Source organism: Desulfovibrio ferrophilus (genome assembly GCF_003966735.1).
Taxonomy (GTDB): domain Bacteria; phylum Desulfobacterota; class Desulfovibrionia; order Desulfovibrionales; family Desulfovibrionaceae; genus Desulfovibrio_Q; species Desulfovibrio_Q ferrophilus.
The window spans coordinates 2,284,081-2,296,163 of sequence record NZ_AP017378.1 but is presented as its reverse complement, the minus strand read 5'-3'; the positions used below and the strand labels follow the sequence as shown (position 1 = coordinate 2,296,163).

The following is a 12,083-nucleotide window of genomic DNA, read 5'->3' as shown; positions in this document are numbered from 1 at the left end:
CCGTCGGATGCCAGGCGCGAGGGCGATGCAGGACTGACGCGTATTTGATCATACGCGAGGGACTGCATCGCCCGAAGCAACGCCGCAGATGGCGGCTCACGGACGATCCGCCTAATCCATGTCGAACCACTGTTCGCCCATGATAGGCCCAAAGTAGATGCCGTCGTCTTCCAGGTCCTCTTCCAGACGCACCAACTGGTTGTACTTGGCCAGTCTGTCAGAGCGGGACAGGGAGCCGGACTTGATCTGACCGGCATTGGTGGCCAGTGCCAAGTCCGCGATGAAGTGATCCTCGGTCTCGCCGGAGCGGTGGGAAATGACGGTGGTGTAAGCAGCCTGCTTGGCCATCTCGATGGTGTCCAGGGTTTCGGTCACGGTGCCGATCTGGTTCAGCTTGATCAGGATGGAGTTGGCTGCGCCCTCGTCGATGCCACGGGCAAGGATGTCCGGGTTGGTGACGAAGATGTCATCACCCACCAACTGGATGGTGTCGCCCATGGCCTGGGTCTGGAGCTTCCAGCCGTCCCAATCGGCTTCGGCCAAGCCGTCCTCGATGGAGATCAGGGGGAAGGTGCTCGTCATTTCCTTGTAGAAGTCCACCAGTCCGGCGGCATCGAATTCGCGACCTTCACCGGCAAAGACGTATTTGCCGTTCTTGTAGAACTCGCTGGCGGCGGCGTCGATGGCCAGGGCGATCTGCTTGCCCGGCTCGTAACCGGCTTCGGTGATGGCGCGCATCAGGTATTCGAAGGCGGCCTTGTGGCTGGGGAGGTTGGGGGCGAAGCCACCCTCGTCACCCACGGAGGTGACCATGCCGTCTTTCTTCAGGATTTTTTGCAGGGCGTGGAAGGTCTCCGAACCCATGCGCAGGGCCTCGGCAAAGGTTTCGGCGCCCAGAGGCATGATCATGAATTCCTGGATGTCCAGGTTGTTGGGGGCGTGCTCGCCACCGTTGATGACGTTCATCATCGGGGTGGGCAGCAGCTTGGCGTTGGCTCCGCCCAGGTAGCGGTACAGGGGCAGTCCCATGAAATTGGCAGCAGCACGGGCGGTGGCCATGGACACGCCGAGCATGGCGTTGGCGCCCAAGCGGCCTTTGTTCTCGGTGCCGTCCAGGTCAATCATCAGATTGTCCAGAGAGACCTGTCGGAGAGCATCGAGGCCCACGATGTTCTCGGCGATTTCGGTGTTCACGTTTTCCACGGCCTGGAGCACGCCCTTGCCGCCGAAGCGTTTGGGGTCGCCGTCACGAAGCTCAAGAGCCTCGCGGGTGCCGGTGGATGCGCCCGAAGGCACGGCTGCGACGCCGGTGGCGCCGGATTCGGTGGTGACTTCCACTTCGACCGTGGGGTTGCCTCTGGAATCGAGAATCTCTCTTGCCCAGACATTGATAATGGTGCTCATGACAGCGCTCCTCTTAAAAGTATGTATTATTTCATGGTGTCGGGGTCGCGCGGCGTTCGGTCGAGCCGTGCAACCAACCGAGGATATCAGAATCTGCCGTTTCGTTCCAGAAAAGCTATGTGCAGGCCAGTAGGAATCAAGTCGGGCCTGACATGGTCGATGGCCTCGCACTGGTCGGCCACGCTGGTTGCCAGTCCGCCAGTGGCCACCACAAGGGCTTCTCCGCCCAAGAGGTCCTTCAGGCGTCGGACCAGACCTTCGGTCATGGCAGCGAACCCCACGATGAAGCCCTGGTTCAGGCTGAGCATGGTGCTAAAGCCCAGGCGAAAGGGGCCGTCCAGGGTCAGCGTCAGGTCCGGCAGCTTGGCCGTACCCGTGGTCAGGGCGCGGGCCGAGCTTTCGATGCCCGGGCAGGTCAGTCCGCCCAGGTATTCGTCGCCGCATACGCAGTCCATGGTGGTGGCGGTGCCGTAGTCGATGACCACCAGATTGGCGGCTTCGGGATACAGCCGCCGGGCCGCGTAACAGCCCACCATGCGATCGGCTCCGACATTGTCGGGAATGGACGCCATGTTGGAAAAGCCAAGGGGCAGGTCGTCCGGAACGAACCTTGGGCGCACCCCGGTCAAGCGCATTACGGCTTCAGCCAGAGGGCCGTCGGCTCGCGGCACCACGGAGGATACGGCGCAGGCCGAAATGTCCTGTGGGGCAATGCCTGCGCGCTGGCAGGCCGCCAGCAATCCTGGCTCCAGGGCCGCAGCCGGGTCTGCGAACGTGGGCACAATGATCGTATCTTCCACGGATGGAGGGCCATCCGGGCCAGCGATGACGGCCTTCACGTTGGTGTTGCCGATGTCGATTAAAAGCAGGTGGGTCTTGCTCATGGTTCCCTTGATGGACTATGCTGTTTCCGCTCACCGGAATGTAATGGTTTCAGAGGGAAATTCAAGTGGTTGATTTCCTCGGCCTGCGGGTTGTCCTTTCAGCCCGGAGGCGATATTGAATCCCCTGGACAACACCGGGCGCAAGCCCGACAGCTTTGACCCGAGAGGAATGCCATGGATCCGACTTTACTTGTCCCAATCCCTGACCCCATTCAGGTGCCTTGGGGCTGGTTTCAGGGGCTTTTATCCCTGACCTTCGTCGTACATATTCTGCTGGTGAATATCGCCCTGGGTGGTGCCTTGGCCGCACTGTCAGCCACTTGGTGCAAGCATGAATGCACCGAGCCGGTGGGTAAGGATATTTCCGTGAAGCTGCCAACGATCATCGCGCTGGCAGTGAACTTCGGGGTGGCTCCGCTTCTGTTTTTGCAGACCCTGTACGGGCATTTGTTCTATGTCAGCGATATCCTCATGGGCTGGTGGTGGCTGGTTGTTCCGTTTCTGATTATCGTCGCCTACTACGCGGCCTACCTCTTTGATTTTCAGTTCGACGGGTTGGGCTCACTGCGGGGGCTGGTCATCGGTTTCTGCGCCCTGATTCTGCTACTGGTGGGGTTCCTGTTTTCCAATAATATTTCGCTGCTCGGCAATCCGGTGCAGTGGCCGCAGTATTTTACCGCCGAAGGTGGCACCTTCCTGAATTTCGGGGATCCGACGCTGATCCCACGTTATCTGCATTTCGTTCTGGCCTCGCTGGCCGTGGGCGGGCTGGTGACTGCCCTGCACTGGCAGCGGCCTTCCAAGCAGGCCGAACCGCTGGCGGAATGGTATGTGGATCAGGGCATGAAGTGGTTCTTCCGCGGCACCGTGGCGCAACTCGTGGTGGGGCCATGGTTCCTGCTGGGTTTTGGGCACGATGTGATCCTGCAGTTCATGGGGCATTCCGGTTTGGCAACGGCCTTGTTCCTGGCTTCGCTGATGGGGGCCTTGATGTGTTTGCATGCCGGGTTCTTCAAGCAGCCCAGGCAAGGGGCTTTCTATCTGGTCTGCACGGTGGCCACCATGACCGGGGTACGCGAGTTCGCGCGCATCGGCACCATGGATCCGTATTTCAAGGCCACCTCTCTTGAGGTCACGGGACAGTATTCGCCCATGATCATGTTTGTGGTTGCCCTGGTTGTCGGGCTGGGCCTCATGGCCTATATTCTCAAGCTGGCCGCCAAGGCCCGGAAGGAGGGCTAGCTCATGGATTATCCCGTCTGGCATATCCCCGAATTCGGCGGCGGCCTGCTCATTGCCATCATTGCCGTGGTCCACGTTTATGTGGCTCACCTGGCCGTGGGAGGCGGACTGTTCCTGGTGCTGACCGAGCGCAAGGGGCTGATCGAGGGCTCGGATGCCATCCTGGCCTATTGCAAGAAGCACACGAAGTTTTTCCTGCTGTTGACCATGGTTTTCGGCAGTCTGACCGGCGTGGCCATCTGGTTCGTCATCGCTCTGACCAACCCCACGGCGACCCTGACTCTTATCCATACCTATGGCTTTGCCTGGGCCACGGAGTGGGTGTTTTTCCTGGGCGAGATCGTGGCGTTGCTGGTGTATTATTATACCTTCGGCAAGATGAATTCGCGTGACCATCTGACCGTGGGCAAGCTGTATTTCTTCTTCGGGTTCGCCTCGCTGTTCATGATCAACGCCATTATCGGTTCCATGCTGACTCCGGGTGACTGGCTCGAGACCCAGAATTTCTGGGACGGGTTCTTCAACCCCAGCTTCTGGCCAGCGCTCTTTTTCCGTGCGCTACTGGGCTTTTCCTTTGCCGGGCTGTTCGGGTTTTTTACGGCCTCTTTCAGTCGCGACCCGGAAATTCGGGACGGGCTGGCGCGCTATAACGCCATGTGGACCTGCATTCCGCTGGTACTGATGGTCCCCACGGGCTGGTGGTACTTCAGCATTCTTCCCGAAGGGCCGCAGGCCATGATCATGGGCTGGAACGCCGAGATCGTGCCCTTTACCCGTGCGCTGCTGGCGTCCTCTCCGGCGATCCTGGCTCTGGCGTTGCTCATGACCCTTAAGCTGCCGCCCTCGGTCCGGCGTTGGGTGGCGCTGATTCTGCTCATTCTGGGGCAAGTCCAGATGGGCGGTTTCGAATGGACGCGCGAGGCTGCTCGCAGGCCTTATGTGCTGGCGGGGCATACCTATTCCAACCAGATTCACCCTCAGGATATCGAGCGCATCAATGAGCAGGGCTGGCTGAAGATTGCCAAGTGGGTGGAGAACCGCGAGATCACCGACGACAACCGTCTGGCTGCCGGGCGTGAGTTGTTCTACGGCCAGTGCTTTTCCTGCCATAGCGTGGGAGGCCTTTCCAACGACATCTTGCCCCTGACCGCCAAGTTCAGTGTGTTTGGCCTGGATGCGCAATTGGATGGGCAGGGCAAGATCCGTAACTACATGCCGCCTTTTGCAGGCACGGGCGAGGAGCGTTTGGCTCTGGCCTCGTATATCGTCGAGGAATTGCATGGAGGCGATAAGCCCTTTTATGGTGCAGCGGGGGAGGCCGATGTTGCCGGGGCTGTGGAGGCCGCCAAGGTGCCCACGCCCGTGGATATTCCGCCTTTTGACAAGAAAAAAGATGAATACGTGCTGCTGGCCTGGAATAATCTGGGCATGCATTGCATCTCCGACTCCGACCGCTGGTGGACGCTGTTGCCCCCGGCCAATGATATCTTTGCCCAACTGGTGCGACGCGGCGATGTGCCCGAACTGGTGACCGAGGGCGTGACCATTACCTATGAAGTGGAAGAAGGGTTCAGAAATCCTTCCGACCACGTGGAATTCTGGGATTTCGCTGACAAGTTGTTTGGCGCGACGCTTCAGAAGAATGTCGGGTTGGCGGGCAAGGGGCTGATCGGTGACATGGACCTGGATGCAGAGCGTCGGGCCTTCCATGCTGATCTGATTCCTGTGGTGCCGTATCCCGACGGCGGCGGGTTCAACCCGTATCCGTTGTTTACGGTCAAGGCCGTTGATTCCGAGACTGGTGAGGTGCTGGCGACCACGCGCACCGTGGCTCCCACGACGACTGAAATGGGCTGTCGCAACTGCCATGGCGGCGAGTGGCGAGTGGCCGTGGTGGCCGGATTCACGGGTGAGACCTCGCGCGATGTGCTGGCCGTGCATGACAAGATCAACAAGACTGACCTGCTTAAACTGGCCGAGCAGGGGGAACCGGTGCTCTGCCAGAGCTGCCACGCTGATCCGGTGCTGGGTACCGAGGGCAATCCTGAAATCCTCAACTTCCCGGCGGCGTTGCATGGCTGGCACGCCAACTATCTGACGGGACGCGAGGAGGACGCCTGCGCGGCATGCCATCCCAACGATCCGATAGGTCCGACACGCTGTCTACGCGGGATTCATGATGACATTGGCGTGACCTGCGTCAATTGCCATGGAACCATGGAAGATCACGCTTTGTCTTTGCTCAAGAAGGAGGACGAGGCTGGCAAGAAGGGCGCGGCGCGTTTGATGAAGAACTTGGCGCCACGCACCGTAGACAGCCTGGCCGAGGTCAATGGCCGGACCCCGTGGTTGCAGGAGCCTGACTGCCTGAATTGCCACGTGGGCTTTGAGCCGCCCGAGACCATGGACGGGTTTAACAAATGGACCGCCGACGGCTCGGAACTCTTCCGCAACCGCCGCGACGACATGGACGCCCTGATGTGCGAGGCCTGTCATGGTTCCACCCACGCCATCTATCCGGCTCGCGAGGATTCCGGCTACGGTGCGAACCGCGATAATATCCCTCCCATGCAGTATATGGGCGAGGCCAAGCAGATGGGAAAGGATGGCAACTGCAATGTCTGCCATGTGAATACCGAATACACTGCTGCGGATATGGCACATCATCCGGGTGGCTTCCGATAGAAAAGAAGAACCTGCGCCCGTCCGGGGTTGACTCCTCTGGCGGGCGCAGGTAGAACCACCCGGCTTATTGAGCTTGACGAAACTCTCGGGGTTCTTTAACAAGAACCTCTTTTTATTTTCTGAGATGGTGAACTAACTATGTTTGACAATCTACAAGACCGCCTGAACACGGTATTCAAGAAGTTCAAGGGGCAGGGTCGCCTGGATGAGAATAATATCCAGGAAGGCCTTCGCGAGGTGCGTCTTGCGCTCTTGGAGGCGGACGTCAACTTCAAGGTTGTCAAAGAGTTCATCAGCCGGGTCAAGGATCGTTGCCTTGGTCAGGATGTGCTCAAGAGCCTGACCCCCGGTCAACAAGTGGTCAAGATCGTCCACGAAGAGATGATCGGCCTGCTGGGCGGCGAGACCGCTGACCTTGAACTGCGTGGCAATCCGGCTGTGATCATGATGGTCGGCCTGCAGGGTTCGGGTAAGACGACGACCTCGTCCAAGCTCGCTTTGCACCTCAGGCGCCTGAAGTTCAAGCCGTTGCTGGTTCCGGCGGACGTCTATCGTCCTGCGGCTATCGAGCAGCTGACGACGCTTGGCAAGCAGCTGGACGTGCCTGTGTTTGCGTCTTCCACGGACATGAACCCCGTTGACATTGCCAGTCAGGCACGCGAATACGCCCGTGAGCAGGGCTGCAACGTGATGCTCCTGGATACTGCCGGTCGTCTGCACATCGATGAGACGCTGATGGACGAGCTTGCGGCCATCAAGGCCGAAGTGTCGCCGCAGGAGATTCTCTTTGTGGCGGATGCCATGACCGGCCAGGATGCCGTGACCGTGGCCGCCAGCTTTGACGAGCGCCTGGATGTGTCCGGTGTTGTGCTGACCAAGATGGACGGTGATGCCCGCGGTGGTGCGGCCTTGTCCATCAAGCATGTCACGGGCAAGCCCATCAAGTTTGTGGGTATGGGCGAGAAGGCTAGCGATCTGGAAGTATTCCACCCTGATCGCGCGGCCTCGCGTATCTTGGGCATGGGTGATATGCTCACCCTGATCGAGAAGGCTCAGGAAGATATCACCGAGGAAGAAGCCGAGAAAATCGGCAAGAAATTTCAGCGCGCGGAGTTCGATTTCGAGGACTTCCGTACGCAGATGCGGCGGATGAAGAAGCTCGGTTCGCTGGAGGGTATTCTCAAGATGCTCCCCGGCATGGGCGGCCTCAAGGAGAAGTTGGGCGAACTCAAGGTTCCAGACAAGGAACTGGGTCGCGTGGAAGCCATGATCAATTCCATGACCATGGAAGAGCGCAAGAACCCCAACCTCATCAATCCCAGTCGCAAGGAGCGCATCGCGCGTGGTTCGGGCATCGAGCTGGATGAAGTCAACCAGCTGGTCAAGAACTTCGAGCAGATGCGCAAGATGATGAAGAAGATGATGGGCCGCTCCAAGAAAAAGGGCGGTATGCCGAAAATGCCCAAGCTTCCCGGAATGGGTGGCGGTATGCCAGGAATTCCGGGTATGGAAGGGATGGAAGGTATGGGAGGTATGCCGGGAATGGACGGTGATGAAGCCGCCCGCGCCCAGTTTACCAAGGCCAAGGTCAAGCGCAAGAAACGCGTGAAGCCTCAGAAGAAGAAAAAGAAGAAGAAATAGGACGGCACACCGGGACGCGGCTGCCCCAGGTGAGCCTTAGGTATACAAGGTTTAGGCCTCATTTTACCGATGTTTTATGGCTGCTTGCTTTTTTCGTTTAAATTGTAATACTATACCAATTGGGAGATAGACGAATGGCTCTGAAGCTCCGACTGACCAGGATGGGATCCAAGAAGCGTCCGTTTTACCGTATCGTGGCCATGGACAGTGCCACCCGCCGTGACGGCCGCGCGCTTGAGTATGTGGGTTACTACAACCCCATGGTTGAGCCCGTGGACGTGAAAGTGGACATGGACAAAGTGAAGAAATGGATGGATCGCGGGGCCCAGCCCAGCAATACCGTCAAGTCTCTGCTCAAGAAAGCCGCCAAGGCTGAGTAGTTTACTTTATTCACAACGTCCCGTTCCGCTGTCGATCATGGCGGCAATGTGTTGTAGTTCCTGCGAGACGTCCCCCTTGGAATTGATGCGGAGGGTACCATGCTCAAAGATCTGATCTCGTACATTGCCAAATCGTTGGTCGACAACCCAGACGACGTCGTCGTCTCGGAAATCGAGGGTGAACAAACTTCGGTGCTTGAGTTGAAGGTGGCCAAGGAAGACCTTGGTAAAGTGATTGGCAAGCAGGGTCGTACGGCCCGTGCCATGCGCACCATTATCGGTGCAGCTTCCACCAAGGCCCGTAAGCGGGCCGTGCTCGAAATCATCGAATAGGTTCACTGTGCGGTCATTTTGGCCGCTACCGTTTCGGAATGCGCGGTGGGGTGCAAGCTCCGGGCGGGACAGTACAAGGCTAGAAGGCCGGAGGCGGTCAGTGACGACGTCGACAAAGGACCTCGTGCTGATAGCCGAGGTATTGAAGCCCCATGGAATTCGAGGGGAAGTCTCAGTGGATTACCACGGAGACTCCCCTTTTCTATTGGATGAATTCCCCGAGATATTCTTGAGGCCCAAAGCACCTAGGCCCCGACCAACGGTGGGCGCAAAATCCGGCAAGCCCGGCTTGAAAAAGCGTGTTGCCAAGCCTGCCGCACCTCGTACACGACCCGTGAAGATCGAATCCTGGCGGCCTCATAAGGGGCGGCTTCTGGTGTTTTTCGAAGGTATCGCGGATCGCGATGCTGCAGATGAGCTACGCGGAGCCGAACTGCTGGTCCGTGAGGCGGATTTGCCCGAGCCCGGTGAGGATGAACTCTATCTCTATGAGGTGGAGGGGCTGACCGTGCTTTTGGAGGACGGTTCGACTCTGGGGCACGTGCGCCAGGTGCAGCTGTTGCCAGCCGGGCAGGAAGTCTGGGCCATCGACACCGAAGACGGCCGGGAAGTGCTGTTTCCGGTTGCCGACGAGTTTGTGGCCGGAGTGGACCTTGATGAGGGCTGGGTGACCATTGTACCTCCTCCGGGACTGCTGGAACTGTATCTGAACGATGATAGCAGCGAATAGCGGAGCCAGCGTGCAGTTCAATATTATCACCTTGTTTCCCGAGTTCTTCGACTCCCCTCTGTCCTGTGGCCTGATGGCCAAAGGCACGGAGCAGGGACTGGTGAACTTTTCGCTGCTCAACCCCCGCGATTTCACTTCTGACAGGCATCGTACCGTGGATGATCGGCCCTATGGCGGTGGTCCGGGCATGGTCATGATGTGTGACCCCGTGGCTCAAGCCATCGAGAGTCTGCCCGATCCAGGGCGCATCGTGTATCTTTCTCCGCGCGGTAAACCCATGAGTCAGTCCCTGGCTAGGGAGTTTGCCGAGGAGCAGAACCTGACGCTCATCTGTGGGCGTTATGAGGGTCTCGACGAGCGGTTGCTGGAACTGTTTCCCATTGAACAGGTGTCGGTGGGTGATTTCGTGCTCAACGGTGGCGAAAGCGCTGCCTTGTGTCTGCTGGAATCCGTGGCCCGTTTGGTGCCTGAATTCATGGGACATGAAGATTCTGCGGATGAGGAGAGCTTCTCCACCGGGCTGCTCGAATATCCTCATTACACTCGGCCCGAGCAGTATCGAGGCTTGTCCGTGCCCGAGGTGTTGACCGGAGGCGACCACAAGCGCATTGCCCAGTGGCGGCATGAACGGGCTCTTGATCAGACCCTGGCCAGCCGCCCGGACTTGTTGTGGCAGGCAGAAATCGACGGGGATGATGTGCATTATCTGCGCCGGGCCCGGGCCGAAGGGCTTGGAGGCGCGTTAGGGCGCAATTTGTACCTGGCGTTGTTGCACGCTCCTGTGGTGAATAAATTTGGGCATACGGTGTCTGTCTCTTTGACAAACCTCGACATCCACGATATAGCCCGCGTTTCCTGTACGTGTGGACTTGGCGGATATTATATTGCCACGCCACTCGCCGATCAGCGAAAGCTCCTGGAGCGACTGGTCGGGCATTGGCTCGACGGCCCCGGCCGCAGGGCCAACAGCGACCGCTCGGAGGCCATTGGCACTATCCGCGCGGCTACAGATCTGGAAGAAATCGTCCAGGATGTGGAGAACCGCTGCGGACAGGTTCCCAAGATCGTCGCCACATCGGCGCGCGGTGCGGGAGACCTGACTGGGAATGAAGTGCGGGAATGGCTTGGGGAGGGCCCCGTGCTGCTTGTGATGGGCACAGCACACGGGTTGGCGCCGGAAGTCCTTGAAAGGGCTGATGGTGTGCTACGGCCGGTACGGTTCATGAGTGGGTATAATCACCTTTCTGTCCGCTCGGCCACGGCTATAATGGTTGACCGTCTGCTTGGCGACGCGCTATAGAGCCAAGTTCCCGACGTGAAAAATCTTCCGCTTAAGGAGTTTTGATATGGATATCATCAAGCAAATCGAAAACGAACAGCTTCGCATCGACCTGCCTCAGTTCAAGGCTGGCGACACCGTCAAAGTGCACACCCGCATCCTCGAGGGCGGCAAGGAACGCATCCAGATGTTCCAGGGCGCCGTGCTGCGTGTCCGCCGCGGTACCACCAACGCCACCTTCACGGTGCGTAAGGTGTCCGACGGTGTTGGTGTTGAGCGTATTTTCCCCCTGCACAGCCCCTACCTGGAGCGTGTTGAAGTGGTGAGCGAGGGCAAAGTCCGCCGTTCCCGCATCTACTACCTGCGCCAGCGTAAGGGCAAGGCCGCGCGTATCAAGACCAAGAACCTGTGGGATTAATCCTGCGGGTGCTTGCCGGAGGGTTCCCCTTCCGGTGCTCTCGATGCGGTGCAAGGCAGTAAGCCATGCCGCTTATGGAAACGACAGAATTGGCCGGGGAATCTTTTCCCCGGCCTTTTGCCGGTTTGGATGAAGCCGGGCGGGGATGCCTCGCCGGGCCTGTTGTTGCTGCCGCCGTTATCCTACCTCCCGAGTATGACCTCCCCGGTCTGACCGATTCCAAGAAACTCACCGAGAAGCATCGTCTTGAGCTGGAGCCGCTCATCAAGGCCCAGGCGATTGCCTGGGGCATTGGTGTGATTTGGCCCCTTGAGATCGATCGAACGGATATCCTGCGCTCCAGCTTGAAGGCCATGTGCCTTGCTGTGGACTGCATGAAGATTCACCCCGTGTTTTTGGTCGTGGATGGCAACCAGAAGGTGCCGTCGAGCATCCCCCAGGCCACAGTGGTCCGGGGGGACTCCAAGGTGCCCGAAATCTCGGCGGCTTCCGTGCTGGCCAAGACCCTGCGTGATCGGGTCATGATCAAGCTGGATCGGAAATATCCGGGCTACGCGTTTGCCGGTCACAAGGGGTACGGTTCCAAGGCCCATATGCAGGCCATACGTGAACTTGGTCCCTGTCGCATGCACCGCATGACCTTCCGGGGGGTAAAGCCCGAGAAGCCATCCAGGGAGCAGGCGCTATGCCTCCCCGGCATTTAGTGCTTGGCCGTCTGGGCGAAGACGCGGCTGCTGCATTCCTGCGCAAAAAGGGCTACAAGGTTCGTGATCGTAATTGGCGAGGCACGCGCGGCGAGTTGGACCTGATCTGCGAAAAGGATGGCGAGATTGTGTTTGTGGAGGTCAAGACCAGAACCCCTGGCCCCATGAACAAGCCTTATCAGGGGCTGACCGCCAACAAGCAGAGCGTGCTGATGCGTACGGTTTCAGAATATCTGAGCAGAGGTGATTTGTGGGATCGCCCTTGTCGTTTGGATCTGGTGGGGGTCGAGATCGAGAATGACGATTCGCCTGTCATCGAGCATATTGAAAATGCCTGTTCACTGACGCCGCAAGGCGGCAATTGGCAGCCCTGGTAATTCCAT

12 protein-coding genes are annotated in these 12,083 nt (G+C 58.8%); 10 read left to right on the top strand and 2 right to left on the bottom strand.

Features of this window, described 5'->3' with window-relative positions:
* Positions 1 to 111: 111 nt before the first annotated feature.
* Positions 112 to 1,404 carry a phosphopyruvate hydratase gene (gene eno, locus EL361_RS10690; protein ID WP_126379336.1) on the bottom strand — a complete coding sequence of 431 codons (1,293 nt, stop codon included), beginning with the start codon at positions 1,402 to 1,404 and terminating at the stop codon, positions 112 to 114.
* Positions 1,405 to 1,490: 86 nt separating this feature from the next.
* Positions 1,491 to 2,288, bottom strand: a complete 798-nt coding sequence (locus EL361_RS10685; protein WP_126379334.1) for a type III pantothenate kinase — start codon at positions 2,286 to 2,288, stop codon at positions 1,491 to 1,493.
* A gap of 174 nt (positions 2,289 to 2,462) precedes the next feature.
* On the opposite strand from EL361_RS10685, the gene EL361_RS10680 reads away from it, so the two are divergent.
* The 10 genes from EL361_RS10680 to EL361_RS10635 all read left to right on the top strand — a co-directional run bounded on the left by EL361_RS10680 (position 2,463) and on the right by EL361_RS10635 (position 12,077).
* Positions 2,463 to 3,530, top strand: a complete 1,068-nt coding sequence (locus EL361_RS10680; RefSeq protein WP_126379332.1) for a hypothetical protein — start codon at positions 2,463 to 2,465, stop codon at positions 3,528 to 3,530.
* Between the two features lie 3 nt (positions 3,531 to 3,533).
* Positions 3,534 to 6,215, top strand: a complete 2,682-nt coding sequence (locus EL361_RS10675; RefSeq protein WP_126379330.1) for a multiheme c-type cytochrome — start codon at positions 3,534 to 3,536, stop codon at positions 6,213 to 6,215.
* Between the two features lie 138 nt (positions 6,216 to 6,353).
* Positions 6,354 to 7,856, top strand: coding sequence for a signal recognition particle protein (ffh, locus tag EL361_RS10670; RefSeq protein WP_126379327.1), 1,503 nt, complete (start codon positions 6,354 to 6,356; stop codon positions 7,854 to 7,856).
* Positions 7,857 to 7,990: 134 nt separating this feature from the next.
* Positions 7,991 to 8,236, top strand: coding sequence for a 30S ribosomal protein S16 (rpsP, locus tag EL361_RS10665; protein ID WP_126379325.1), 246 nt, complete (start codon positions 7,991 to 7,993; stop codon positions 8,234 to 8,236).
* A 99-nt stretch (positions 8,237 to 8,335) separates the two neighbouring features.
* A complete protein-coding gene (locus tag EL361_RS10660; protein WP_126379323.1) occupies positions 8,336 to 8,569 on the top strand; it encodes a KH domain-containing protein in 234 nt (77 codons plus the stop codon).
* A gap of 100 nt (positions 8,570 to 8,669) precedes the next feature.
* Complete coding sequence (gene rimM, locus EL361_RS10655; protein WP_126379321.1) at positions 8,670 to 9,299, top strand: ribosome maturation factor RimM; 630 nt, start codon at positions 8,670 to 8,672, stop codon at positions 9,297 to 9,299.
* Positions 9,300 to 9,309: 10 nt separating this feature from the next.
* Positions 9,310 to 10,599 (top strand): tRNA (guanosine(37)-N1)-methyltransferase TrmD, encoded by a 1,290-nt coding sequence (trmD, locus tag EL361_RS10650; RefSeq protein WP_126379318.1) that lies wholly within the window; start codon positions 9,310 to 9,312, stop codon positions 10,597 to 10,599.
* A 46-nt stretch (positions 10,600 to 10,645) separates the two neighbouring features.
* A complete protein-coding gene (gene rplS / locus EL361_RS10645) occupies positions 10,646 to 10,996 on the top strand; it encodes a 50S ribosomal protein L19 (protein WP_126379316.1) in 351 nt (116 codons plus the stop codon).
* A gap of 65 nt (positions 10,997 to 11,061) precedes the next feature.
* Complete coding sequence (locus EL361_RS10640) at positions 11,062 to 11,700, top strand: ribonuclease HII (RefSeq protein ID WP_126379314.1); 639 nt, start codon at positions 11,062 to 11,064, stop codon at positions 11,698 to 11,700.
* Positions 11,682 to 12,077: a YraN family protein gene (locus tag EL361_RS10635; RefSeq protein ID WP_126379312.1), complete on the top strand. Its 396-nt coding sequence runs from the start codon at positions 11,682 to 11,684 to the stop codon at positions 12,075 to 12,077. Before EL361_RS10640 ends, EL361_RS10635 begins: the two co-directional genes overlap by 19 nt.
* Positions 12,078 to 12,083 lie beyond the last annotated feature (6 nt).

Coding starts and splice junctions, on each gene's coding strand:
- eno (WP_126379336.1), bottom strand. CDS start 1,404: ATGAGCACCATTATCAATGTCTGGGCAAGAGAGATTCTCGATTCCAGA.
- EL361_RS10685 (WP_126379334.1), bottom strand. CDS start 2,288: ATGAGCAAGACCCACCTGCTTTTAATCGACATCGGCAACACCAACGTG.
- EL361_RS10680 (WP_126379332.1), top strand. CDS start 2,463: ATGGATCCGACTTTACTTGTCCCAATCCCTGACCCCATTCAGGTGCCT.
- EL361_RS10675 (WP_126379330.1), top strand. CDS start 3,534: ATGGATTATCCCGTCTGGCATATCCCCGAATTCGGCGGCGGCCTGCTC.
- ffh (WP_126379327.1), top strand. CDS start 6,354: ATGTTTGACAATCTACAAGACCGCCTGAACACGGTATTCAAGAAGTTC.
- rpsP (WP_126379325.1), top strand. CDS start 7,991: ATGGCTCTGAAGCTCCGACTGACCAGGATGGGATCCAAGAAGCGTCCG.
- EL361_RS10660 (WP_126379323.1), top strand. CDS start 8,336: ATGCTCAAAGATCTGATCTCGTACATTGCCAAATCGTTGGTCGACAAC.
- rplS (WP_126379316.1), top strand. CDS start 10,646: ATGGATATCATCAAGCAAATCGAAAACGAACAGCTTCGCATCGACCTG.
- EL361_RS10640 (WP_126379314.1), top strand. CDS start 11,062: ATGCCGCTTATGGAAACGACAGAATTGGCCGGGGAATCTTTTCCCCGG.
- EL361_RS10635 (WP_126379312.1), top strand. CDS start 11,682: ATGCCTCCCCGGCATTTAGTGCTTGGCCGTCTGGGCGAAGACGCGGCT.